Origin of the sequence: Paenibacillus sp. FSL L8-0436 (genome assembly GCF_038593025.1) — a bacterium.
In the GTDB taxonomy this organism is placed as follows: domain Bacteria; phylum Bacillota; class Bacilli; order Paenibacillales; family Paenibacillaceae; genus Paenibacillus_AQ.
The window spans coordinates 1,088,435-1,112,179 of sequence record NZ_CP151955.1; the positions used below are offsets into that span (position 1 = coordinate 1,088,435).

Below are 23,745 nucleotides of genomic sequence, written 5' to 3' on the forward strand. Positions count from 1 at the left end.
TTTCGACGATTATTGCGATTTTTTGATAAATATTAAGAATATGTCTTTTGTCACTGTGAAAAAGTAACAAGATATTCTTTGGGCGGTTACAATCTCTCAAATTCAAATCTATCTATGTGTGATAAAGTATAGATAAATATACATAGATAGGAGATTACTGCTTGTGCGAATGAAAAAAACAATGCTGTTATTCATGTCTTTATTCTTATGTTTCGGTATTCTACAGAACACGGCAATCGCAGCCGGAACGAATGCCTCATTACGTCTTGGTGTGAACGACACACTGACGGAAATAGAAGCTGTTTCTGTAAAAGGTAACTATTATGTTCCAGTACGCGCTTTGGCGCAGAAGCTGAAGTGGAACATTTCCATGCTTCAGGAAGGGGTTCAGATCGCCGGAGGCGGCAAATCCCTTTTACTGCTCAAAAATGACGGAGGGGCCAAACTCCCGAATGATACCCTTGTTCCAATAAGTACCTTTGTGCAGAATGGATCGCTGATGGTTCCGCTGCGGATAAGTACTTATCTTGGGTATATGATAACCTTTGAGCCGGATAAATATTTACTAAGAGTGCGGGATACTTCAGCGGCTTTGGATGATGCGGCGTTCGTAAGCCAATTCAAGAGCGAATTAAAGCCGATTGTCAGCGCAAAGCCGGCTACGGAGACAACCCCGGGCAAGCAAGGGAGGATAGTGTATCTTACCTTTGACGACGGACCGTCGGCAACGACTTCGCAACTGCTGGATATTCTGGGCAAAAATGAGGTAAAGGCGACCTTTTTTATGCTTGGACCCAATATGAACCGGTATCCATCGGCAGTGAAACGAATTGAAGAGGAAAGCCACGGACTCGCACTCCACGGCATGACTCACCGCAAAGAGAAGTTTTATGCTTCTCCGGGTGCAGCGCTTGCCGAAATGTCAGCTGATAATGCAGTGCTGAAGAAGATCACCGGCTCCAGTACAACGCTGATCCGTCCGCCGTACGGAAGTAAACCTTATTTCACCAAATCCTTCAGGGACAGAGTGCTGAGCCAGGGTTTCCATCTGTGGGATTGGAATGTGGACTCAAACGACTGGAAATACAAGGAGAACAGCGCCAGGATCTATAATACGGTTATGGAACAGGTCCATAAACTGCAAAAGTCCAACAGCAATCCTGTTATCCTGATGCATGATCAGAAAGCTACACTGAAAGTGCTGCCGGACGTACTCAAAACACTGAAGAAGGAAGGCTATACCTTTGAGATTATTACGAAGGATATGGAGCCGCTGAATTTTTGGAAGGATAAGCGCTGATCGTCAGCGTTTACGGCAAGAGGTAGAAAGAGTGTAAAAAGCGGCTTAAGCAGATTGTTTTCTGCTTAAGCCGCTTTTTTTGTGCTGCGAGTTGGTTTAGGGGTCCGTATCTGTATGCCCGGCAGCATAGCCTTGTCATATGTACAAATACCCTACGAGCATACTGACAAGCTCCGACTTCAGCCTTTCGATTGAAATGCGGTGGGGCGAAAATGCAATCACGTCCACAATGGCGTTGATAGATTCAAACACGAGGATTGCAGCAGCTTCCAGATCGGTAATTTTAAGCTCATCCTTGCCCATTTGAAGATATTGAAGCGTTCTGATGCGGCCGGCCTCATATTGGGCATCCATCAGTTGCGTAATATCATCATCGCTAAGATACATAATGGAGAGTTCCTTATTGAATCCGATGTAAACCTCGTGGGAGAGCAGTAGACTGTCTACCAAATGGGTAAGCAGCGCGTGTTTATCTGGATTATGGAAGTTGATCTCGGACATATAGGCCTCAACCCGAGCCTGCAAGGTATCGTTATAGTCCTTAAGCACATCGATAAATACGGCCCGTTTATCTATGAAATAGGAATAGAAGCTGCCGGTGGATACACCCGCTGCAGCAGCAATCTGCTTCGTATTGGTCTGATGGTAGCCCTTCTCCGAGAAAAGCCTCATGGCGGCTTGAACGATGGCTTCCTTGGTCTTGATGCTGCGGTCCTGCCGCGGTGTTCTTGTCTTGTCTTCCATTTCACTCATGGTTAAAGCCCCCCCTTATAACCGATTGTAGAGGAGCAGTATTTGACTGTCAATAAAAGTTGAACTGGAGTTCAAATTTGTTATTGACAAACATGAACTTTAGTTCATATAATTCAAACATGAACTATAGTTCACATATGAGGAGAGATGAAATTGAGCATCAGAATGCGTAGGGTATTTTCTTTCACGGCAATTGTTTTGGGTTTTTTCATGGCGCTGCTGGATACGACGATTATAAATATTGCTTTGCCTGAAATGACGAGGCAATTTGGCGGCAGCGTATCGCAAATTTCGTGGGTGATAAATGGTTATAATCTGGCGTTTGCTGTATTCATTCTCACGGCTTCAAGACTGGCCGATCAATTCGGACGGAAGAAAATATTTATCACCGGTGTGGTGCTGTTTACTGTGACCTCGCTGCTCGCGGGCTTTGCTTCTTCACTTGGAATGCTCATTGGATTAAGAGTCCTTCAGGGACTTGCGGGGGCAATCATTGTTCCGGTTACCATTCCGCTGACAACCACAACCTTTCCAAAGGAGATGCACGGCTTGATCATCGGCATATGGGGAGCCGTTTCAGGCGTTGCGGCTGCGAGCGGGCCGGCACTTGGCGGGATTATTACGCAAAATCTGAACTGGCAATGGATCTTTTTTGTCAATGTGCCGCTGGGGGTGCTGAGTGTGGTGCTTACTTGTCTGTTTATACAGGAATCCAGAGATGACACTGCAGGCCGATCCATTGATTATGGCGGAACATTGGGAATAACCGGGGCGATGTTTTTTATTACCTATGCGCTGATTAAAGTTCAGGACTATGGCTGGAACTCCCGGATGACGCTGCTACTGCTGGCTGCAGGGGTTCTGTTTCTCGTCTTCTTTTTCCTCACACAGTGGAAAGGGAAGGAGCCGATGCTCCCGTTGTCGCTGCTGAGAATTCCCCCGTTCAACGGTGCAACGTTAACTATGCTTTTTGTTGGTGCGGGGCTGATGAATATCTCTCTGCTGACCTCTTTCTTCCTGACTCGGATGATGGGGATGACCGAACTGCGGGCCGGACTTGTACTTTCCATGCTTGCGGTGGGCTCGATCGTCAGCTCAGCCCTTTCCGGGCCGTTGTCCAATAAATACGCCAGCCAGCTGTTTGGGGCGGTTGGAATGATTATGATGGCCGGAGCGATGTATTCATTAAGCGGACTGCATGCAGACTCAACGCTTCCGGAAGTATTGATCCGTCTGGTTGTGGCCGGTATCGGCACTGGGTTCACCATGGCACCAGTGATGTCTTCAGCCGTGCGCAACGTGCCAGAGGAAAAGGTGGGAATCTCATCAGGGATTACGAATATGGCAAAGTCACTGGGGGGTGTGATCGGGGTAGCTATTATCGTTACTGTGCTGCAGCAAAATACCAGCGACGGGCTGCATGCGGCTTCCGTCCGTACGGTGAAGGCGGTGGAGAAGGATGCTGTGCTCCAGCCCTTTCTCAAAACAGTGATTGCTGATGCGGCGGGTTCATTGGCCAATGGGGAAAGCTCACCGGCTGAAACCTCCGGGAAGGTATTGAAGGAGGTGGAGCTTGCTGCTGCCCGGCTTGCCCCTTCGGATCAGCAGGCATTTGCCGCTGACCGGAGCCGGCAAACCCGGGAGATGGAGCTCGTCCTGACGCGTGCAGGAGAAGACATGAAACATGCAGCTGAACAGGCATACAGCAGAACTTACGTTTTAGCCAGCCTTATTATGCTTCCGGGTGCTGTATTCGCACTGTTCAGCGACAAACGCCGGAAACGGAAGGGGGCCGGGGTTCCTGGGGAACTTGCATTGCCGCAGCAATAGAGTTCTCCGTGTATATCGTGCATATATAGAAGAAAGACCCTTGGGGCTTTATAAGATTAGGTCAGCCGGTAATTTGTGGTTGGCCTAATTTAATTTGTTTTGAGGGTTGACATGTATATCTAACTGTACTAATAATAGTAGTACAGTTAATACACCTAGACACAGTTTGTGATACAACATCAGAAAGGAGAACTGTCATGTTCGAATTGGATGTCCGCAGCCGCAAGCCGATTTACGAGCAGCTGACCGGCAAGATCAAAGAGATGATAATGCATGGTATTTTGCGGGCAGATGAACAGCTTCCCTCGGTGAGGATCTTATCCTCTCAGCTCACCATAAATCCGAATACGATTCAGAAAGCCTACCGGGAGCTGGAGCGGGAAGGCTACATCTATTCCTTGCAGGGCAAGGGGAGTTTCGTGGCTCCGCTTCAACAGGGTCTGAACGAGAGCAAGAGGGCGGAAGTGCGGAATGAGCTGCTGCGCCTGATGGTCGAAGCCGTCTACCTCGGATTTACCGAAAGCGAGATAGGTGCGCTGTACCGTCAGGTGCTGGATCAGAGAGAGGGGGAGAAACATGATTGAAATTCGCGGCGTCAGCAAAATTTTTCAGGGAGAAAAAGCGGTTGACGGCATTTCACTGACTGTACATAAAGGAGCCATTTACGGACTGCTCGGATCGAACGGTGCGGGTAAAACAACACTGCTGAAGACGCTCGCCGGTATTTACCGGCCGGAAGAGGGCACGGTTAAGTTTGAAGGGAAGCCGGTCTTTGAAAACCCCGAGGTGAAGCAAAGGATCATTTTCATGCCGGACAGTCCTTATTTCTTCCCGCAGGCATCAATCAAGAGCATGGCCGCCTTTTACCGCTCTATTTATCCGGGGTGGAATGAGTCGCACTTTCAGGAGCTTGGGAAAATGTTCCGGCTCGATACAGGCCGCAAGCTCAGCCGGTTCTCCAAGGGTATGCAGCGCCAGGCGTCCTTCTGGCTCGCCCTAAGCTGCTCCCCGGATGTGCTTATCATGGATGAGCCGATCGACGGGCTTGACCCGGTCATGCGGCGGCAGATCAAGAATCTGCTGTTCCAGGAGGTGTCCGAACGCGGGATGACCGTCATCATCTCCTCACATAACCTGCGGGAAATTGAAGATCTATGCGATCATGTCGGCATTATGCACGGCGGCAAAATGCTGGTGGAGAAGGATTTGGACGATCTCAAAGCGGACACGCATAAAGTGCAGGTGGCGTTCCGGGATGAACGGCATGCATCGGTACTGACAGCCAAGCTGCAGATTCTTCATCAGGAACAGCGTGGCAGCGTTAATCTCTATATTGTAAAAGGGGACCGCGAGCGGATCGGGCAGGTTTTTCGGGTGTACGATCCGTATGTACTGGATCTATTGCCGCTGACACTTGAGGAAATCTTTATATATGAAATGGGGGATGCCGGTTATGACGCGCAGCCGATTCTTCTTTAACAGCAGCGTAATCCGCCAAAACTTGCGCCAGCACGGCTGGATTGGAATTATATACATGCTAGGCCTGATGTTCTTTCTTCCGCTCCAGATGTTCTTGAGCGGCAATCCGAATGCGGAGCCTGAGAAAGTCGAGAGTTTGTTCGGTATCGGCGGTGATATGCAAGTGTTCTTTATCGCTACACTTCCAGTGGTAGCCGGTCTATTCCTTTTCCGGTTTCTGCAGTCTAAGCCTTCATCGGATCTGTGGCACAGCCTGCCGCTGCGCCGGGAGCATTTACTTGCTGCCCATACATGGAGCGGCCTGATTCTATTGCTTCTTCCGGTCTGGCTGACTGCTGCAGTGACCGCAATCGTGGCACCGCTGGACGGCAATAGGTACATTTACCAAGGAGCGGACGTCTGGGAGTGGTGCCTGACGGTTACCCTCCTCACCTTGTTCCTGTTCGTTTTCACTACCTTCGTTGGAATATGTACAGGCCAAACTATTCTCCAGGGGGTTGTTGTTTATATCCTGCTCGTTCTTCCCTCCGCGCTGTTAATGCTGACGAGCATGCATCTTAATAGGTATTTGTACGGGTATTCAGGCGGATATAATGATGAGTATAGAATGGTCAATTGGTCGCCGGTTCTGCAGATTGTGAGACTCAGCAATGCATACGATAGGGTCAGTACAGGAGAGAAATGGATATATTTCGTGATCACTCTCTTAGTAATTATGCTGTCCTTTGTGCTTTACCGTAAACGGCATAGTGAAAAGGCTGGGCAGGCGATTGCCTTCACCTATTTCAATCCGTTGTTCAAAGCAGGGGTGATGTTCTGCGCCATGCTGGTTTCCGTGTCTTATTTTGGCAATGTGAAGCCGCAGCAGACAGGCTGGCTTATTGGCGGCTGTATTGCCGGAGCACTCATCGGCTATGTTGTAGCTGAAATGATCATTCGCAAGACATGGCAGATCATGACCCGCAGGGTATTCGCTGACTTCGCCGCCTATACTATCCTGCTGGGACTCCTGCTCTATGTTCCGGTCACTGGGATTACCGGCTATGAGAGCAGGGTGCCAGCAGCGGACAAAGTCACGGCGGCTTATGCCGGGAGCAATTTCTGGATGTTGACCGAACCAGGGCAAGGCCCGATGGGAGTTCAGAACCGTTCCTATGAAGAGAAGGAAGTCTTCAATGAAGACAAAAGCTATATTGAGGCTGTACGCAAGCTGCATCAGGCACTTGTCACTGTGCGGCCTGGCGAGGAAGAACGTTCTCTGGGCAATTCTATCGGCAGCAGGCAGTTCAGCATTGCTTACCAGTTGAAGAATGGGCGGCAGATGCTGCGGTCTTACTGGATTCCATCAGCCGGCTTCGAACCGGAGCTGAAGGCGATCATGGAGAACAAGGAGTTCAAGCGCAACGAATATATGCTTTCCCGGCTTGGCGATAATGTGGAGAGTCTGAGAATCAGCAACAAAAATAAAGCGGTTTCGATCTCCGATCCTCAAGAGGTTAAAGAATTCAAGGAAATTCTGAAACGGGAGATATTGAACATGTCCTATGAAGATCAGCTGGACAACCGGGTTTCCAAGGCTTCTATCCAAACGATAGGCAAGCCGGATGAAACGGGCTACCAGCTCTATTATGGCTATGAGTGGAAACCCTCCTATCATGAGCTTGAGGGCTGGCTGGCCGAAAAGGGATACGCGGATAAAATTCGTACCCAGACACAGGATGTGGAATCCGCCGAAATTATAAAGGATGGGTATATTGATAAGCTTGACGCGGCAAGCAGGAATAATATTGAGCGGTATTTTGAGCTGGCGCGCAGCGAAGGTCTTGCGGCGGTCACTAAGGATAAGAAAATTATCGGCGATATTCTGGGAAAAGAACGCTACTATAGCGGAAAAACCGGCGAATATGTAGTAAAGATGAAGTATAAGTACGGAGAAGTGACTTATATATCGCTGAGGAAACAAGACCTTACGCCCGCTATAAAATCACTGCTTCCTTAAGATTCTGGTTTTAGCTTCTGCGGGTTGACAGAAACTGGATGGGTGGATTATGCTTTTGGAAAATACAAGAACGGCAGGAGGTCTGGACAGATGATTGAACAAGGGAATAATCTACACTCGCATAATGCTATCATCTATCTTCCATTCATCTGTCCGCCTTGGGTTACTGTTCAGCGTTAGCAGCGTTTAGTTATTTCCGGTCAGCAGCCTGTGAGGCGGTTGCCGGAATACTCTAACTGTAGTTCTGCTATAAGATGGTGCCCGGCCATGGACGAATGGAGTCCATGGCTTTTTTTGTATTTCGGCAGAGTCCGAAAGGAGAATGAAGCATGTCTGAAATTCATCAATCGATCCTCCGCGAGCTGCGTGGCATTGAGGCGGAGGAGAATGTACGCATTCTGTATGCCTGTGAGTCGGGCAGCCGAGCTTGGGGGTTTCCGTCGAAGAACAGTGATTATGACGTCCGCTTTCTGTATTTGCGCCGCCCCGAGGCATATCTCTCGATCTTTGAGCAGCGGGATGTGATTGAACGGCCGATCAGCGAGTTGCTCGATATTAACGGCTGGGATCTGAGGAAAGGGCTGACCCTCTTCCGCAAATCCAATCCGCCGCTGCTGGAATGGCTGCAATCCCCCATCCGGTATGAGCAAAATTACACGGTGGCGGACAGTATCCGCAAGCTATCACCGCTCAGCTTCTCGCCCAAATCCTGTATCTATCATTATCTGCACATGGCACGGGGGAATTACCGTACCTATCTGCAAGGCAGCGAGGTCAAAATTAAGAAATATTTCTACGTTCTCCGTCCGCTGCTCGCGTGTGCCTGGATCGAGAAATACGAGGAGGTACCGCCACTGGATTTCAATGTGCTGGCCCTGGATCTGATTCCTGAAGGAACCGAGCTTAGAGAGGCTGTACTGGAGCTTCTACACCGTAAAATGTCCGGCGAGGAGCTGGATCTGGAGCCGCGTTTGGAAGTCATTAACGTTTATCTGGAGCAGCAGATCGCGCATTTCGAGCTTGCGGCTTCGCAATTTGGAAGCGGGGGCGGTGTAGCGGATGCTGCCCTGGATGAACTGTTCCGGGCCGCGCTGCTGGAAGTATGGGGAGAAGACAGCCGCTGGACTTCTAGCGGGGGAAATCAAAGCGAATCCTAAGGAGAGATCAACCTTATGCATTTAATTATCAAGGCGACAGGAACAGGAGCAGGAATGCTCTCTCATCTGCTTGCTAAAAGGAGCCGCTGGAGCGGATTCATGAATGCGTGCTTGCTGCTTTGGCACTGGAGTCTGAGCCGGTGGATCCGCGGTTGTAAGCTATAGGGATGGAATCCCATACGAAATTGATTATACGAAAGTGATTATAAGAGGTGCAATGTATGTTAAACCATAGCGCTGAGGTTTCGCTCAGCAAATTTATGACCAAGCTGCTTCGGCACACTCCGCAGCAGTATGGGCTATTTCTAGATCCGGAGGATGGTTCCTGTCTGCTGGAGGAACTGCTCGCAGTGATAAACGCAGCCCCGAAGTGGTCTCATATTACAGAAGAAGATATCCGCCAAACGGTCACGAACAGTGAGAAGCAGCGGTTCGCCATTGAGGGGGAGCGGATCAAAGCGAGATACGGACACAGCCACACCAAAGTTGCCTATGAACCGGGAACACCGCCGTCCGTACTCTATCATGGCACTCACCAGAATGCGCTGCCGGCGATTGTAAAAGAGGGGCTGCAGCCGATGGGAAGGCAGTATGTTCATTTATCGGAGGGGCTGCATTTCGCAACTCTGGCCGGAAGCCGCAGAGGCAAGCTTGTTTTGCTCGCCGTGGATACGGTTAAGGCTGTAGAGTCTGGTGTAACCTTCTATTATGCCGGGAATGAGGTATGGCTGGCTGAGCCGGTTCCGCCTGCCTGCATAGCGCCATTAAGTGCATCGGAAGAACAATAGCACCAAATCTCCAGTACAGGAGGAATGTGATATGGAAGAGGTGCCGGATCACCTGGATCACGGATTGCAGATCGTCTTCATTGGATTCAATCCAAGTCTCCGCTCGGGCGAGCTGGGGCATCATTATGCGAATCCGCGCAATAATTTCTGGCGTATTCTAGAGCAGTCAGGACTGACGCCGCGCCTCTATGATGCCTCGGAGGACGGTGAACTGCTGAAGCTTGGCTACGGCTTTACGAATATTGTAGCCCGTCCAACCCGCGGGGCCGAGGATATTACCCGCGAGGAGTATGCCGAGGGGCGGGAATTGCTTGGTGCCAAGCTGACGCTCTACCGGCCGGAGGTAGCCTGCTTTGTAGGCAAGGGCGTGTACACTGAATTCAGCCGTAAACCAAAAGCAGATTGGGGATTTCAGGAGCATACAGAACCGGTAGTGGATGGCGTGAGCGAGTTCGTCGCTCCGTCGTCGAGCGGACTCGTCCGGATGCCGATGCCGGAGATTGTGGCTATTTACCGGAGACTATATGATTTCACCCATAAGGATGACTGACTTAGAGTCGGATAACTGTATTCTATACAAAATCACACTATATTCCCTCCATTCGTGTATTGGTTATTTAATCAATTATTTTGACAATGTTGAAATAGAAACAAAAAATACTATATTATATTGTTAATGCACTGAGCGGGTGGGAGGACAGGTCGTGAACAAAGAAGAACAGGTTATAATGGGCTTCAGAGACGTATATAACAAGATGGTTTGGCTTAATAAGGATAAGATGGAGGACAGTCTTAAGGGTTATAAGTCTTCTGAAGTACATTGCATTGAATACATTGAAAAAAACGTAGATTCCAACGTAACAAAACTTGCGGAGTCCTTTTATATGACTCGCGGTGCCATAAGTAAAATGACTAAGAAGCTCATAAAAAAAGGCCTTATCGAAAGCTACCAGAAGCAGGATAACAAGAAGGAAATCTATTTTAGGCTTACTGAGCAAGGGAAAGTAATTTATAAAATCCATGAGGACCTGCACAAAGAGTTTCAAGAGCGGGATAAAGCCGTATTTGAGCAGGTAACCGAGGAACAATTCGACAGCATGCTTAGCTTCGTGGAAAAGTATAGTAGGCATTTGGATGCAGAAATAAAAAAACTGGGTATAGATTTTAAGTCCGAATAACTTTGAATAATGAAAATGAAACCATAGGCAGCCGGGCTCTATTGAGAACGGGCTGCCTTTTTTTGCTGTTTAATTTGTTGACAAGGAAACAAAACGGAGATATTATTTTGTTGACAAGGAAACTAAATAACAGCTTTTGAGGAGAGAATTTAAATGTCCATATTTAGATCAAACAATGAACAGAACATAGAAAAAACCGTAGATAAACACGCTTTAATATTCGGTCTTATCTCTGTGTTTCTTTGCGGAATAGGCTTCAGTATCATAATGCCTGTCGTCCCATTCTTAGTGCAGCCTTATACAAGCAAACCGGGAGAACAAGCTGTAGTTGTTACGCTGCTGACCTCTGTTTATGCCCTCTGCGTGTTTTTTGCGGCCCCCGTACTTGGGGTTTTGAGCGACAAATATGGCCGTCGTCCATTGCTCTTGGTATGCCTTTTGGGTTCCGCAATCGGGTACTTCATTTTTGGCATAGGCGGAGCTCTATGGGTACTATTTGCCGGGCGCATAATAGAAGGTATAACAGGCGGGAGCATAAGCACGATCTTCGCATATTTTGCAGACATCATTCCTCAAGAGCAGAGAACCAAATACTTTGGATGGGTGAGTGCGGTTGTAGGTGTAGGCACCGTTATTGGCCCAACTCTAGGCGGATTACTTGCCAAGTTTGGTTATGCTGTACCCATGTATTTTGGAGCAATACTAACTTTATTGAATGTTGTTTATGGATTCTTTTTTATGCCTGAGAGCCTTGGCAAGAATAATAGACTGAAAGAGATTACCTTTGTTAGACTGAATCCATTTACACAGCTTGCTAACCTGCTTTCCACGAAAAACTTAAAAAGGCTACTTGTCTCGGCGTTCTTACTTTGGATACCCAACGGATCTTTACAGGCAGTTTTATCCCAATTTACAATGGATACTTTCAGTTGGAAGCCTGCACTAATCGGACTTGTGTTTTCAATTATGGGCGCCCAAGACATCATTTCACAAGGTTTCATAATGCCAAAGCTTTTGACAAAACTTAGTGATAAGCAGATAGCAGTTCTTGGAATGATTTCAGAGATTATAGGCTACAGTCTTATTGCGCTATCTGCTTTGTTCTCACTTTATCCTCTTTTTATTGCTGGCATGTTTATTTTTGGTTTTGGTGATTCGATCTTTGGGCCTTCATTTAATGGGATGCTCTCCAAGTCTGTAGATTCTAGTGAACAAGGAAGGATTCAAGGAGGGAGCCAATCTATTCAGGCTTTAGCAAGAATGATCGGGCCTGTCATTGGAGGTCAAATCTATGTATCACTTGGGTCTGCCGCACCCGCTTTTATGGGTATGATCCTTATAGCAGCGGCAATACCAGTTTTATATAAGAGAACGCAGGTAAGTATGTAAAAAACATATAATAATAGGGTTTCAGAACTCAGGGACAAGTTCTGAAACCCTATGGGTCTACAGTCTGAAACACCCTGCATGTTAAGGGTGGTTTTCTTATTTCTGCGTTCGTACAAGCCCGGCAGTTTGAGTATACGCCGTCTGTTAAGTCTCGATCAGCAACAGGATGATGGAGGACAGCGACAGGCACACGCTGACCAGATAAAGCACGGCAACAACCTGCTTCTGGTTAAGACCGGCCTTGAGCAGGCGGTAATGCACCTGGGTGGCGTCGGCCTGATAGATCGATTTGCCTTGAATGAAGCGTTTGATGACGACAAAGATATTATCGAAAATCGGCACGCCAAGCGCTAAAATCGGGATGAACAACGACAGCACCGTTGCCTGCTTGAACGCGCCGTCCAGCGCGATCACGGCCAGAATGAAGCCGAGGAAGGTGGCGCCTGCGTCACCCATGAAGATTTTGGCCGGTGCCTTGTTGTAGCGCAGATAGGCAAGTGTAACTCCGACGAGAGCAATGGCCATGATTGCGGAAGTAGATTGCCCTTTGGTCACAGCGACAATAAACAGGGTGACTGCCGAAATGGCCGTGAGTCCCCCGGCTAATCCGTCCATGCCGTCAGAGAAGTTAATGACAGTAGTTACGCCGAAGATCCAGATGATCGTCAGCACGAACTGCAGAATAACCGGCAGGGAGATGTAATCCCCGGAGAACGGATTAATGAACCCGGTAAAGGCATTACCGGAGAGAAAAACAAGGATCGCCGCTGCAATCTGTACGATAAACTTGGGCAGTGCCGGGAAATCCTTGCCCTTGGTTTTGTACCAGTCATCAATGGTGCCTATAGTCAGCAGCAGCACACCGCCGATGAACAGGGCTAGTGTCTCCAGTGAGAAGTCACGGGCAAACAGCAGATATGTAATGAAAAATCCGATAAATATGGCATAGCTGGCTGTCAGAGGAATGGGCTCCCTATGTATTTTGCGTTCGACATCCTGACGGGGCTTGTCCACAAAATCAAGCCGGAAAGCCAGTTTGCTAAGCGGAGGAATCAGCCAATAGACGATGAAAAATGACACCAGAAACGATAAAACGTATAAAATGACAATCACCACCGTTGATTTTTTTAAGCAGGTCTGTCTAAATTATATCGCAGAAGCAGAACGTTTGTCGACGAAACATAAAACTGGAGGGGAATTATGAAATACGAGGTTATTTTATTTGATGCCGATGATACGCTGTTTGACTATGGAATGGCGGAAGGACAGGCTTTTCTAAATGTGTTTGCCCATTTCGGGTTGCCGACGGGGGCGGAGGAATATGGAGCCAGCTACCGCGAGATCAATCAGGCGCTGTGGAAGGATCTAGAGCAGGGGCGGATTAACTCGGCGGCGCTCAGGGTGGAACGGTTCAACCGGTTGTTTGCGCGCCACAAGCTCGAATACAGTCCGGAGGCCTTCAGCGAAGTCTACCTGCGCTTTTTGGGTGAGGGGACCTATTTGATTCAGGGGGCGGTGGAACTGTGCGGCGGGCTTACCGGCTGCAGACTTGCGATTATCACGAATGGAATCAAAGAAGTGCAGTTGTCCAGAATTCAAGGTTCGCCACTCTGTAACATGTTTGAGCAGATTATTATTTCCGAGGAGGCAGGCTCGCAGAAGCCGGAGCCCGGGATTTTCGATTATGCTTTTGCCAAACTTGGGATTACGGATAAAAGCAAAGTATTGATTGTGGGCGATTCTTTGACATCGGATATCCAGGGCGGGATGAATTACGGGATCGACACCTGCTGGTTCAATCCGTTGGAGAAAGCCAATGAAGCGGGGATTAAGCCTACATATGAAATCCGGGATCTGTCCGAGCTTCTTGGAATTATCGCCTGAAGTTGGAGGCTTGACAGGTTGAAAAGTTCTCCCGGTGTTAAATAGTATTAAGGCGCAAAGTTCAATTTCACATCATTCTAATATACGGGAGAGGATAGCTATGAATAAAAAATGGCTGATTGCCACAATTGTAGCCGGCATGGCCGTAACCGGTTCTGCTGGCGTATATGCAGGAAGTAAATTGCAGCAGATCAAGGCTTATTTGAACCATGGACTTGGTATTGTTGTGGACGAAAATCCCTACTGGCTGAAGGATGCCAACGGCAAAACCTTGGCTCCGATCACCTATGAGGGGACGACGTATTTGCCGATCCGCTCCATCGCAGATGCCCTGGACGTGCCTGTTGCCTATGATGCGGTTAATTCCAAAGTGAGAATCGGCAGCGGGGCCGAAACTGGAGCGGCGTCAGGAAGCTCTGGAAGCACCGGAGGTACTGCGGGTTCCGGAAACTCCGGCAGCGGCACAAGTACTCCGGCGGCGGGTGTGAAGCGGCCTGCTAATCTGCCGAAGGATTTCCCGATTCCGGCAGATGCCGTGGTTACAACAACTTTGGATACGGATTCGGGCGGAGTCATGAAGGCCTCCTTTACTTATATGACCCAGGAGACATTGGCTACGATGGGGTTCGTGTATGGTGAATATGCCCGGATTAAACGGTCGGAGAATGCATCAGAGACGGTAACTGCAACAACTGTAAAGATTACCGGCAAACTGGGCGGAATCAGCCCGGTCTCTATCTCAGGCCGAGCTTCGACAGCACAGCCCGGCTATAACGTTTTCACCGTTACCTGGTCGGAAGTATAAATATCCAGCTATAGAATTCAGCAGTATGAACAAAGCCGCATTCACAGAGAATGCGGCTTTGTTATATAAGAGGCGTGCCTCAGTATTTAAAAACTAACAGACAGCCGGATTAAGATTGCTGGCGGGTATCAAGCGGCTTCAGATGAGCTTCAATCTGTGCGCGCTTCGATTCCAGAAACGGCGGCAGGGCAAGCGATTCACCCAGGTGCTCAAGCGGTTCGTCCGTGGCAAAGCCCGGACCGTCCGTAGCCAGCTCGAACAATATGCCATTAGGCTCGCGGAAGTAGAGGGAGCGGAAGTAGAAGCGGTCAACGAACCCGGAATTGGGCAGCTGTACTGTGCGGATGCGCTCGATCCATTGCTTTAATTCCGCTTCGTTGTCCACGCGGAAGGCCACATGGTGTACACCGCCCCGTCCGAGATGTTCCTGGGGAAGGTCATTGCGTTCCTCCAGATGCACCTCTGAGCCGGAACCGCCTTCTCCGGTTTCGTATACAATGATGTCCGGCTGCCCGGCTGCGGGCGAAGGATAGCTGCCTTTGCGGCGGAAACCAAGCAGATCCTCCAACACTAATGCGGTGTGTTCCGCGGTTTCGACGGTTAAATGTGCGGGGCCCAGACCGACAATGGCATGCTCTGCCGGAACAGGACTCTTATCCCAGGGCTTGCCGCCGGCCACACCCTGATTGTTCTCGTCCGAGACCAGATTGAAACGCTGTCCCTCAGGATCGCGGAAAGCCAATGTCTTGCGGCCGCCCCGCTCAGTGATTTCATCATGCTCTACGCTGAACTCGCTTAAACGCTGTTTCCAATAATCAAGCGCTTTATCATCCGGCACACGCAGTGAAAGGGCAGAGATGCTGTTGTTGCCGTCGCGGTTGCGTCCAGCATTCGGAAGCTCGAAGAAAGTCAATTCTGTCCCCGGATTGCCCAGCTCATCCCCGTAGAACAAATGATACACGGAGATGTCATCTTGGTTTACGGTCTTTTTAATCAGGCGCAGACCAAGCACTTCGGTGTAAAATTTGAAATTTTCCGGTGCTTTCTTTGTAATCGCGGATACGTGGTGAAGTCCTTTTAATGTTAAACTCATGGTATATTACCTCCAGGTAGTTGCCTAAGCATGTATTGGAATCGTTCGGTTCATGTGGAAATCGGATAGAACACAACGGCGAGTATACAGATTTGAATATTTGTGAATATTATTAAGTTACTATAATTTTATCAGTTAATAACCTAATTTGCAATAGAGGATTTATGATCTGTACAATTTCGTGAAGGAGAGAAGCAAAAATGCATACCAAAGCAGGCTTGTCTGAACAGTTGAAGGCACTTGAAATCAACCCTTCGGGGACACTGCTCGTTCATTCTTCGTTAAAAAGCATCGGTGAGGTGCAGGGAGGCGCGGACGCGGTACTGGATGTGCTCAGTGAGTACATGAAGGACGGGCTGCTTGTGCTGCCGACACACACCTGGTCGTATATTAATGCCACTAATCCGCGATTTGATGTATTAAACTCCCCTGTCTGCGTCGGGATTTTGCCGGAATTGTTCCGCCGCCGTCCGGGGGTGATCCGTTCCTGGCATCCGACCCATTCCGTGGCCGCCCTGGGCAAGGATGCACAGGCGTTCATTGCCGGAGAGGAAAGCCGGGATACGCCTTGCTCACGGGATTCAGTCTATGGTAAGCTGCTCGACCGCAAAACCGACATTATGCTGCTTGGCGTTGATTTACGGCGGAATACGTTCATCCATGGCATCGAGGAATGGGTGGATATTCCCGGCAGAATGACAGATGACCATGAGCTGCTCTACACGGTTACGCCCGAAGGCGAAGAAATCGCCGTACCTTCCCGCAGACATTGCGGACTGTCCTGGTCGCAGCATTTTTGGAAGGTGGAGCAGGTGCTTCAAGAGGGCGGTGCTTTACGCAAGGGCAGCTTTGGGGATGCCGTGGCAATGATCTGCGGCACAGTAGAAACGACTGAAATCCTAAGCCGGATGCTGGCTGTGAATCCCGATCTCTTCTCGGATAACGAACCGCTGAACGGCGAAGCGGTGCCAGAGGCGCTTCCGAAGACCAAGCGTCAGATACCTTGATAACTACATAGTGGCTGAAAAACATTTGTCTGCGGATTTCAACCGCGATCTTAAGTTCAAACTATATAGCGGTTGACATCATCTGGAATAACATGGTAAGCTGGCAACAAATTTACGGGTCGGAATGGGCCTGGGGGGTGCAGGAACAATGATGATACTAAATCGCTTTGAACAGAATGATCAACCAGGCTTCAGCGAGAGAATTCTATCCGGTGATGAGCCATCATTTGTCTCCTATAGTGACGATACGATTGTATTGCGCAGCTCCCCCTTGCTCGGCAGTATGCAGATATAATCTGCAACTGCGCATAGAGTTTTCGGGAACCAGGCTGCGTATCTCGCAGCTTTTTTCTTTGGCCTTTTGACGGCTGGGGGAAGAGGCGGCGGGACGCAGTCTTTTTGTAAATATAAAAATTTATATGCTTTATGCTATAAATTATCCTTCTATTTCTCGCTGAAACGGATACCGTCCTTTTGAGGACGGAAAGCCGTTTCCACTTGTGTATGAGCTAGCTTTTCCTAAATTTAAGCATTCCAGCACGGTTGAACCCATTCGTGAAAGGAGAGAGAACCATGAACGCAGAGATGAGTTGGCATGAACAATTTATAAAAAAACAGAGTCAGGAAAAGAAACAGGAGCAACCGCAACCGCAACCGCAACCGCTACAGCTATCGCAGCCGCAGGATCCCGCCTGCCCGCTATATGCTGTTCATCGAGATGGGCGTTATGTTTACTTGTCCGGCGACATCTATCTTCCCGGCTTCTCTCCTGCGAGGCGTAAGGCAAGGGGGATTCCGATTGCAGAGCGCAGCATGGCTGCGCCGCTGCAGCTATGAGGAACAAGAGATGAGGCTGCCGGATTACGCTGGATTTTGCTGCTCCTGAAGAGGACGGCGAACCGCGTGAACCGGCAGTTTTTTATTTTGGGGTCGAAAAAAACTTTACGTTCAGGAGGAGAATGAAATGAATTGGAACAGCAAAACCCATGGCGGCAATCATTATGAGCTGGAGCTTCCGCACGGAGCGCTGCATGTGTTCGCCAATAAGGAAATTTACGGATCGTTTGAAGACAAGGTCTTTGAGATGGCTGATAACAACCTGCGGATTCCGCGCAATAAGTATATGGGGTACACCCCTGATGCGCATGTGGGCGTAGGAACCTGCATCGGCACCACGGCAGTCTGGAATATGAAGGACGGTATGGTCTCCCCTTCGATTGTCGGCGTGGATATCGGCTGCGGGATGCGGGTGCACACCACACCGCTGCACAAGAGGGATTTGCAGGACAAAGCGGTCCGCCGCAAGCTGATTGAAGCGATTGAAAAGTATGTGCCGACGAGCGAGCGCGTCAACAGCAATTATGCCGACATCGACATTATGGAGGTTGTGCGGAACGGCCTAAATGGCCTGCCCGATAAATATATTCCTTCGCCGCAGTGGATCACGCATGTGGAGGAAAGTAATTTCCGCTACGACCATGCGGCGCTGGAGCAGCTGCCGCCCAAAATCCGCAAGAACGCCCACGGACAGCTTGGGACACTGGGCAGCGGCAACCACTTTTGCGAGATTCAATATCTGGAGATTGCCGAGGAACATAAGGAGCTGGCGGCGAAGTGGGGGCTGTTTGACGGCGGGGTTGTCGTGATGATTCATTCCGGCTCCCGGGCCTGGGGCGCAATGGTGGGCCGGGAGCATACGAAAACTATTAAAGAAGCGATGCATCTGTGGGGCGTAAGTAATCCTGATCCGAACCTGAATTACGCGCCGATCAGCAGCCGGGAAGGGCAGGCCTACCTGAACCTGATGTACTCTGCGCTGAATTTCGCCGTAACCAACCGGCATATGATCGCTTTCGGGGTGCAGGAAGCTTTCCGGGAACTGTACGGGCCGCAGTTTGAAATGCCGGTGCTGTATGACCTGATGCATAACTACGCGCTGAAGGAATTCCACCGCGGCCAGCCGATGCTGGTGCACCGTAAAGGGGCAACACGTGCGCTGCCGCCGGGCCATTTCCTTAACACACCTGTGTATAAGGACACAGGACATCCCGCACTGATTCCCGGCTCCATGGGTACCTCCTCATACATCATGCTCGGGCGGGAGGAAGGCGTGAAGAACTTCTACTCCATCTGCCACGGCGCGGGAAGAGTGCGCTCCAGAAGAGCTACCCGGCTGGCAGTGACAGTTGATGAGTTCAGCCAGTCACTGAAGGTGGGCACGGAGGAGGAGATCATCGTCAACCACCGTTCCCTGGAGACGATTCTGGATGAATGCCCGCAAGCCTATAAGGATGTGGACCAGATCATCGACAGCATTACGGGAGCGGATTTAGCCGATGTGGTCGCGAAGTGCAAGCCGATGGCTGTGATTAAAGGAATTTAGCTTTATTAATGAGGTACTTACAAATTATAATAGATTTGGGTATTTACGATCTGCGTGCTTAGCGGGGATTTCTGATGATCCCGCAGTGCCCGCCATTGTATGGCCGGGTATACTGCAGAGCAGATCCGGGACTTATCCTCCTTCGGGGTTCGGGAGGAACTAATGTTAAATAAAATCACGATTGCTGCCGATGAACGCGGACTACTGTTCAAGAAAGGCAGCTACGACAAATATTTAGAGCCCGGTACATACTGGTTGACAGGCTTTACAGATCAGAAAATCGAAAAGTTGAAATTAAGCGAGCCGTTCAGCGTCCCTGGCAAAACGTTGAAAGTTTTCATGCAGGACGAGGCGCTGCTGCGAGACCTGGAGATTGTGAATGTAACCGATTATGAATATGTGCTGCATTATGAGGACGAAAGATTCCGAACCTTGCTTCCTCCTGGCCAGCATGCTTTCTGGACGAAGCTCAGCACGCACCGGTTCATCCGCGCCGATAGCCGCCAGCCGGAGATTCCGGCGGAGATTGACCGCTCCATCCTGCCGTGATTTCCATATGCGATTCAGAGCTTTGAGGTAGCCGCACATGAAATCGGCATTCTTTATTTCAATAACATGCTGCAGCGGGAGCTGCCGCCGGGCAAATATGATTTCTGGAGAGGTCCGGTGAAGGTGGCGGTAAAAACCGTTGACCTGCGCCAGCAGCAAATGGATATGACCGGTCAGGAGATGCTGACAGAGGATAAGGTTAGCCTCAGGCTCAATTTTGTCTGCCAGTATTCGATTGTGAATCCGCAGCGGACGCTGGCGATCAAATCGGTGGAGGAACAAATGTATATCAGCCTGCAGCTGGTGCTCCGTGAATACGTCGGCAGCCTGAAGCTCGATGATCTGCTGCGGATGAAGCAGGAGGTGGGGGCTTTTGTACTCTCCCGGCTGCAGGAGCAGAGTGAAGGGTATGGCGTACAGTTCCACTCCGCCGGAGTGAAGGATATTATTCTGCCGGGAGAGATCAAGGATATTCTCAATACCGTGCTGCTGGCAGAGAAGAAGGCACAGGCCAATCTGATCACCCGGCGCGAAGAAACAGCCTCCACCCGCAGTCTGCTGAACACGGCAAAGCTGATGGACGAGAACAAAACGCTATACCGTCTGAAGGAGCTTGAGTTTCTGGAGAAAATCAGTGAGCGGATCGGCAATGTCTCTTTGGTCGGGGGAGGTACGCTGGCGGAAAGGCTCGGCCAGCTGCTGATCCATAATGGTGAAGGGAAGCAGTAGTACGGCGTTATTATTCTGCATTTTCATTTTCCTGACTCCCGGATAACCTGCCAGCGGACTTTTTTCGTAGGCGGGTTATTCTTGTATAAGCATACAATTTATAAGTATAAATGGTGACCTCAAACTTAAGTTCTGCCGCACAATCTGGCTAGTCCCTATCAATGTATGGTATATTATTCTCACAAAAAACAAAGTAAGGAGATTGGAAATGGAAAAAACATTGATCTTTGGACACAAAAATCCGGATACGGATACGATTTGTTCAGCAATTGCTTATGCGGCACTGAAAAAAGAACTGGGCTGGGATGCCGAGCCGGTTCGTCTGGGAGAAGTAAGCGGCGAGACGCAATTTGCGCTCGATCAATTTGGAGTGGCAGCTCCGCGTCTGGTAGAGAATGTGGCAGGCGAAGCTAAACAGGTTATTCTGGTTGACCATAATGAACGGCAGCAAAGTGCAAATGATATTGATCAGGTGCGGGTTGTCGAGGTTATCGACCATCACCGGATCGCCAACTTTGAAACGGCTCATCCGCTGTACTACCGTGCCGAGCCGGTTGGCTGCACAGCAACAATCCTGAACAAGCTGTACAAAGAAAACGGAGTAGCGATTCCGAAGGAAATCGCCGGTCTGATGTTGTCCGCCATTATTTCTGATTCTTTGCTGTTCAAATCGCCAACCTGCACCGGAGAAGATGTGGCAGCTGCGCGTGAGCTGGCTGAAATTGCCGGTGTGGATGCAGACAGCTATGGACTTTCCATGCTTAAAGCCGGAGCAGACCTCAGCGACAAGAGCATTGCACAGCTGATTTCCCTGGATGCCAAGGAATTCAAAATGGGTGAATACAAAGTAGAAATTGCCCAGGTAAATGCGGTGGATGTGAACGATGTGCTCTCCAAACAGGTAGAGCTGGAAGCTGCGCTGAACACAATCATTGCTGACAAAGGACTTGATCTGTTCCTGTTCGTTGTTACAGACATCCTGAACAACGATTCCGTAGGTTTGGCTTTGGGCCGCGTTGCAGGTGCTGTAGAGCAGGCTTATAATGTAAAGCTGGATGATAACAAAGCCATTCTGAAGGGTGTAGTTTCCCGCAAATCGCAAATCGTGCCAGTGCTTACTGAAACGATTGCCAAGCTGTAACAATTGCATGGAAGACTGGACGTTATTGTCCTGTTCCTAATCATATGATTTCAGAGAAACCGGCTGTGCCATCCTTAACAGGACGGGGCAGCCGGTTTTTTTGGCAATGCACATCTGCCGCCGTTTGGATCTACCAAATGTTCGGCTATACTGTTTTCTAATATTATGCAACTAATTGCCTTCTGAAGGGTATAAACAGCATAGTCACAGAGAGGGGGAGCAAGAATGGGGAAGATGAAAAAGAAGGTTCTGGCAGCCGTTTGTATAACGGTGATTTCAGGCGGAACCATGCTTTATGCCGCGCCCGGCAAACCGGATATAGCGGTCTATTTGAACAATGTGCTGCAAAAACAAGCTGGATTATCAGTTGATGGAGAGACCTATCTGCCGGCCCAGCAGCTGGTTGGGGGGCTGCAGGCGCTTATGTTCTGGGACGAGTCCGCCAAGGCTGTCCGTGTCTATAAGCCGAATGTTAACATAGCGTTGCTTGATGATCAGGGGAAGATCTTTGGAAAGGTCAGAAGCGGTGTCAGCAATAAATTTTCGGTCTTGGTGCAGGTGGACAGCCTGAAGACGGATATATCGGATTTGAAAATAATCATCAGCGATCCGGAGGGCAAAACAGAAAATATTGATGCCGCGTCGGTCAAGGATAAGAAGGACAGCTTCTGGTTCAAATCTGCTGAATTCTCCAGCACCTTTAGTGCAAAGGGAAACTATAAGATCCAGGTGTATCTGAAGGATACTACTTCCAAGGAATGGGCGGTTGTTTCTGAAATCCAAATTTCTACAATCTAAAGAAACGTACGGATATCAAGAAATTTCCGGTTCCGCGAACGGCCAAGCTCTCCCGAGATCGTATTGCGATGCCGGCAGGGCTTTCTCTTTGCCAAAATTGGGGATGGGCTCTATACTAAGCTTACATGAATGTGCCGAAAGGAGCGGGAATAATGACAAAAACGCGAAACAGCGGAGCTCTTCAATATAAATCGTTTGGACTGGTATTGCAGGCGCTTGTGATCCTGGCGAAAAAGGGCGACACCTGTTCAAGCTGCGAGATCGCCGAGCTTCTCTCGTCGGAGGCAACGCTGTTGAGACGCACGATGGCGAATTTGACCAGAGAGCATATCCTGGTGACCCGGGAAGGCAGGGATGGCGGTTATTTGCTGAACCGTGCCCCGGAGGAGCTGACGCTCGCGGAAATATACCTGGCGCTGGAAGTGGGGGAATCCCGCAATAAAGCCGTAAAAGATACGATGTGCATCAATGCTTTTGGAGAGCAGATGAAGGCGGCCTGCGGAGATGTTTTGGAGGAAATGGATCGCAGTGTGATTGGCGTGCTGGAGCAGTATACGCTTGCCGATATGGTGCGCAAAGCAGGTTGTTGACAGGATTCATTTATTTGAATTATACTGTGCATATTAAAATACAGTTAAATGCATCATGATGAGTTGCCGCAGGGGAGAGTATATTTTTTTGCTTTTAACTGTGTATTAATAAACACAGAATATAAACCGGATTAGGAAGAGGAGGAGTAGTGTGATGTCAACGGAATTGAAAACGGAAGTGGAATTTAACAAGGTGATCCGCGAACGGCATTCGGTGCGCAAATATGATCCATCCTGGAAGATTTCCGAGGAGGAGATCAAGGAGATTCTAGGAGATGCGGTTCTGGCACCATCCTCCTCCAATCTGCAGCCATGGCGGTTCATCGTCATTACGGATCAGGAACTGAAGGCACAGCTGCTGCCTATCGCCAACAACCAGCAGCAGACGGTAGAAGCTTCTGCCGTTATCGCCGTGCTTGGCGATTCTGAGGCATACCGCAATGCAGAGGCTATTTACGAGTACGCGGAGGCTGCCGGATATGTGACTCCGGAAGTGGGGGCTGCCATGGCGAAGAGAAGCCGGGATGGATATTCCGGCATGCCGGTTGAGATGCTGAACAACATCGCGCGTGTTGACGGCGGCCTGGTATCCATGCAGCTTATGCTTGCAGCCAAAGCGAAAGGTTATGACACTGTGCCTATGGGCGGCTTCAACCCCGATGGCTTCAGAGAGCTGTTCCAGATCCCTGAGCGTTATCTAACAGTGATGCTGATTGCTCTGGGCAAGGCAGCGGTGGAAGGACGGCCAACCGTCAGATTGCCGCTGGAGCAGGTTACCCATTGGAACGGATTTCAGGGTTAATTAGTTTCACCTGTCAAGGGAAGCAGGGGCTGGTCAGCGTAAGCTGGCCGGTTTTTTTTGTTTTGCGGTGCTTTCTGCTAAAATATTGTTA

The 23,745-nt window shown here is 49.5% G+C and carries 23 protein-coding genes and 1 pseudogene; 21 read left to right on the forward strand and 3 right to left on the reverse strand.

Translation table 11 applies throughout. The features are described from left to right. Positions 1 to 169: 169 nt before the first annotated feature. Positions 170 to 1,300 (forward strand): polysaccharide deacetylase family protein, encoded by a 1,131-nt coding sequence (locus NSS79_RS05010; protein WP_342440302.1) that lies wholly within the window; start codon positions 170 to 172, stop codon positions 1,298 to 1,300. A 135-nt stretch (positions 1,301 to 1,435) separates the two neighbouring features. Here NSS79_RS05010 and NSS79_RS05015 read toward each other — a convergent pair whose 3' ends face one another. Then, positions 1,436 to 2,053, reverse strand: coding sequence for a TetR/AcrR family transcriptional regulator (locus tag NSS79_RS05015; protein WP_342438515.1), 618 nt, complete (start codon positions 2,051 to 2,053; stop codon positions 1,436 to 1,438). Between the two features lie 153 nt (positions 2,054 to 2,206). Here NSS79_RS05015 and NSS79_RS05020 point away from each other — a divergent pair, with 153 nt between their 5' ends. The 9 genes from NSS79_RS05020 to NSS79_RS05060 all read left to right on the forward strand — a co-directional run bounded on the left by NSS79_RS05020 (position 2,207) and on the right by NSS79_RS05060 (position 11,873). Then, complete coding sequence (locus tag NSS79_RS05020) at positions 2,207 to 3,883, forward strand: MFS transporter (protein ID WP_342438516.1); 1,677 nt, start codon at positions 2,207 to 2,209, stop codon at positions 3,881 to 3,883. A gap of 197 nt (positions 3,884 to 4,080) precedes the next feature. After that, complete coding sequence (locus NSS79_RS05025) at positions 4,081 to 4,467, forward strand: GntR family transcriptional regulator (RefSeq protein ID WP_038586399.1); 387 nt, start codon at positions 4,081 to 4,083, stop codon at positions 4,465 to 4,467. After that, on the forward strand, positions 4,460 to 5,362 hold the full coding sequence (locus tag NSS79_RS05030) for an ABC transporter ATP-binding protein (RefSeq protein ID WP_342438518.1): 903 nt from the start codon (positions 4,460 to 4,462) through the stop codon (positions 5,360 to 5,362). The genes NSS79_RS05025 and NSS79_RS05030 overlap by 8 nt, the downstream gene beginning before the upstream one ends. Then, positions 5,316 to 7,361 carry a DUF6449 domain-containing protein gene (locus NSS79_RS05035; protein WP_342438519.1) on the forward strand — a complete coding sequence of 682 codons (2,046 nt, stop codon included), beginning with the start codon at positions 5,316 to 5,318 and terminating at the stop codon, positions 7,359 to 7,361. Before NSS79_RS05030 ends, NSS79_RS05035 begins: the two co-directional genes overlap by 47 nt. Before the next feature lie 329 nt (positions 7,362 to 7,690). Then, a complete protein-coding gene (locus NSS79_RS05040; protein ID WP_342438520.1) occupies positions 7,691 to 8,518 on the forward strand; it encodes a nucleotidyltransferase domain-containing protein in 828 nt (275 codons plus the stop codon). Between the two features lie 221 nt (positions 8,519 to 8,739). Beyond that, complete coding sequence (locus NSS79_RS05045) at positions 8,740 to 9,306, forward strand: RNA 2'-phosphotransferase (RefSeq protein ID WP_342438521.1); 567 nt, start codon at positions 8,740 to 8,742, stop codon at positions 9,304 to 9,306. Positions 9,307 to 9,337: 31 nt separating this feature from the next. Next, positions 9,338 to 9,856 (forward strand): mismatch-specific DNA-glycosylase, encoded by a 519-nt coding sequence (locus NSS79_RS05050; protein ID WP_342438522.1) that lies wholly within the window; start codon positions 9,338 to 9,340, stop codon positions 9,854 to 9,856. A 154-nt stretch (positions 9,857 to 10,010) separates the two neighbouring features. Continuing rightward, positions 10,011 to 10,484 carry a MarR family transcriptional regulator gene (locus tag NSS79_RS05055; protein WP_038586414.1) on the forward strand — a complete coding sequence of 158 codons (474 nt, stop codon included), beginning with the start codon at positions 10,011 to 10,013 and terminating at the stop codon, positions 10,482 to 10,484. Positions 10,485 to 10,637: 153 nt separating this feature from the next. Further along, positions 10,638 to 11,873, forward strand: coding sequence for an MFS transporter (locus tag NSS79_RS05060; RefSeq protein ID WP_342438523.1), 1,236 nt, complete (start codon positions 10,638 to 10,640; stop codon positions 11,871 to 11,873). A gap of 144 nt (positions 11,874 to 12,017) precedes the next feature. Here the strand turns inward: NSS79_RS05060 and NSS79_RS05065 are convergent, their stop codons facing one another. Then, positions 12,018 to 12,977 (reverse strand): MraY family glycosyltransferase, encoded by a 960-nt coding sequence (locus tag NSS79_RS05065; protein ID WP_341097558.1) that lies wholly within the window; start codon positions 12,975 to 12,977, stop codon positions 12,018 to 12,020. 96 nt (positions 12,978 to 13,073) lie between these two features. Here NSS79_RS05065 and NSS79_RS05070 point away from each other — a divergent pair, with 96 nt between their 5' ends. Together NSS79_RS05070 and NSS79_RS05075 are read left to right on the forward strand one after the other, a co-directional pair. Beyond that, entirely contained in the window at positions 13,074 to 13,757 is a 684-nt protein-coding gene (locus NSS79_RS05070) for a YjjG family noncanonical pyrimidine nucleotidase (RefSeq protein WP_342438524.1), read from the forward strand. Between the two features lie 100 nt (positions 13,758 to 13,857). Then, positions 13,858 to 14,562, forward strand: coding sequence for a hypothetical protein (locus tag NSS79_RS05075; protein WP_342438525.1), 705 nt, complete (start codon positions 13,858 to 13,860; stop codon positions 14,560 to 14,562). 109 nt (positions 14,563 to 14,671) lie between these two features. On the opposite strand, the gene NSS79_RS05080 is transcribed toward NSS79_RS05075, so the two are convergent. Beyond that, positions 14,672 to 15,655 carry a ring-cleaving dioxygenase gene (locus NSS79_RS05080; protein WP_342438526.1) on the reverse strand — a complete coding sequence of 328 codons (984 nt, stop codon included), beginning with the start codon at positions 15,653 to 15,655 and terminating at the stop codon, positions 14,672 to 14,674. A gap of 200 nt (positions 15,656 to 15,855) precedes the next feature. Between NSS79_RS05080 and NSS79_RS05085 the strand changes: the two genes are divergently transcribed. The 9 genes and pseudogenes from NSS79_RS05085 (at position 15,856) to NSS79_RS05125 (ending at position 23,654) form a co-directional block, all read left to right on the forward strand. Further along, positions 15,856 to 16,662, forward strand: a complete 807-nt coding sequence (locus tag NSS79_RS05085; RefSeq protein WP_342438527.1) for an AAC(3) family N-acetyltransferase — start codon at positions 15,856 to 15,858, stop codon at positions 16,660 to 16,662. A 148-nt stretch (positions 16,663 to 16,810) separates the two neighbouring features. Continuing rightward, positions 16,811 to 16,957 (forward strand): hypothetical protein, encoded by a 147-nt coding sequence (locus NSS79_RS05090; protein ID WP_342438528.1) that lies wholly within the window; start codon positions 16,811 to 16,813, stop codon positions 16,955 to 16,957. A gap of 278 nt (positions 16,958 to 17,235) precedes the next feature. Next, complete coding sequence (locus NSS79_RS05095) at positions 17,236 to 17,499, forward strand: hypothetical protein (RefSeq protein WP_342438529.1); 264 nt, start codon at positions 17,236 to 17,238, stop codon at positions 17,497 to 17,499. 127 nt (positions 17,500 to 17,626) lie between these two features. Then, positions 17,627 to 19,045, forward strand: a complete 1,419-nt coding sequence (locus NSS79_RS05100; RefSeq protein ID WP_342438530.1) for an RtcB family protein — start codon at positions 17,627 to 17,629, stop codon at positions 19,043 to 19,045. 162 nt (positions 19,046 to 19,207) lie between these two features. Beyond that, positions 19,208 to 20,323 (forward strand): annotated as a pseudogene (locus NSS79_RS05105) (slipin family protein). A 208-nt stretch (positions 20,324 to 20,531) separates the two neighbouring features. Further along, complete coding sequence (locus tag NSS79_RS05110; protein WP_038586438.1) at positions 20,532 to 21,464, forward strand: manganese-dependent inorganic pyrophosphatase; 933 nt, start codon at positions 20,532 to 20,534, stop codon at positions 21,462 to 21,464. A 225-nt stretch (positions 21,465 to 21,689) separates the two neighbouring features. After that, positions 21,690 to 22,262: a copper amine oxidase gene (locus NSS79_RS05115; protein ID WP_342438531.1), complete on the forward strand. Its 573-nt coding sequence runs from the start codon at positions 21,690 to 21,692 to the stop codon at positions 22,260 to 22,262. Positions 22,263 to 22,414: 152 nt separating this feature from the next. Then, positions 22,415 to 22,852: an Rrf2 family transcriptional regulator gene (locus tag NSS79_RS05120; RefSeq protein ID WP_342438532.1), complete on the forward strand. Its 438-nt coding sequence runs from the start codon at positions 22,415 to 22,417 to the stop codon at positions 22,850 to 22,852. Between the two features lie 154 nt (positions 22,853 to 23,006). After that, entirely contained in the window at positions 23,007 to 23,654 is a 648-nt protein-coding gene (locus tag NSS79_RS05125) for a nitroreductase family protein (RefSeq protein WP_342438533.1), read from the forward strand. Positions 23,655 to 23,745: the final 91 nt, after the last annotated feature.

Coding starts and splice junctions, on each gene's coding strand:
- NSS79_RS05045 (WP_342438521.1), top strand. CDS start 8,740: ATGTTAAACCATAGCGCTGAGGTTTCGCTCAGCAAATTTATGACCAAG.
- NSS79_RS05040 (WP_342438520.1), top strand. CDS start 7,691: ATGTCTGAAATTCATCAATCGATCCTCCGCGAGCTGCGTGGCATTGAG.
- NSS79_RS05015 (WP_342438515.1), bottom strand. CDS start 2,053: ATGAGTGAAATGGAAGACAAGACAAGAACACCGCGGCAGGACCGCAGC.
- NSS79_RS05080 (WP_342438526.1), bottom strand. CDS start 15,655: ATGAGTTTAACATTAAAAGGACTTCACCACGTATCCGCGATTACAAAG.
- NSS79_RS05075 (WP_342438525.1), top strand. CDS start 13,858: ATGAATAAAAAATGGCTGATTGCCACAATTGTAGCCGGCATGGCCGTA.
- NSS79_RS05095 (WP_342438529.1), top strand. CDS start 17,236: ATGAACGCAGAGATGAGTTGGCATGAACAATTTATAAAAAAACAGAGT.
- NSS79_RS05085 (WP_342438527.1), top strand. CDS start 15,856: ATGCATACCAAAGCAGGCTTGTCTGAACAGTTGAAGGCACTTGAAATC.
- NSS79_RS05010 (WP_342440302.1), top strand. CDS start 170: ATGAAAAAAACAATGCTGTTATTCATGTCTTTATTCTTATGTTTCGGT.
- NSS79_RS05025 (WP_038586399.1), top strand. CDS start 4,081: ATGTTCGAATTGGATGTCCGCAGCCGCAAGCCGATTTACGAGCAGCTG.
- NSS79_RS05125 (WP_342438533.1), top strand. CDS start 23,007: ATGTCAACGGAATTGAAAACGGAAGTGGAATTTAACAAGGTGATCCGC.
- NSS79_RS05070 (WP_342438524.1), top strand. CDS start 13,074: ATGAAATACGAGGTTATTTTATTTGATGCCGATGATACGCTGTTTGAC.
- NSS79_RS05035 (WP_342438519.1), top strand. CDS start 5,316: ATGAAATGGGGGATGCCGGTTATGACGCGCAGCCGATTCTTCTTTAAC.
- NSS79_RS05115 (WP_342438531.1), top strand. CDS start 21,690: ATGGGGAAGATGAAAAAGAAGGTTCTGGCAGCCGTTTGTATAACGGTG.
- NSS79_RS05060 (WP_342438523.1), top strand. CDS start 10,638: ATGTCCATATTTAGATCAAACAATGAACAGAACATAGAAAAAACCGTA.
- NSS79_RS05120 (WP_342438532.1), top strand. CDS start 22,415: ATGACAAAAACGCGAAACAGCGGAGCTCTTCAATATAAATCGTTTGGA.
- NSS79_RS05090 (WP_342438528.1), top strand. CDS start 16,811: ATGATGATACTAAATCGCTTTGAACAGAATGATCAACCAGGCTTCAGC.
- NSS79_RS05050 (WP_342438522.1), top strand. CDS start 9,338: ATGGAAGAGGTGCCGGATCACCTGGATCACGGATTGCAGATCGTCTTC.
- NSS79_RS05110 (WP_038586438.1), top strand. CDS start 20,532: ATGGAAAAAACATTGATCTTTGGACACAAAAATCCGGATACGGATACG.
- NSS79_RS05030 (WP_342438518.1), top strand. CDS start 4,460: ATGATTGAAATTCGCGGCGTCAGCAAAATTTTTCAGGGAGAAAAAGCG.
- NSS79_RS05100 (WP_342438530.1), top strand. CDS start 17,627: ATGAATTGGAACAGCAAAACCCATGGCGGCAATCATTATGAGCTGGAG.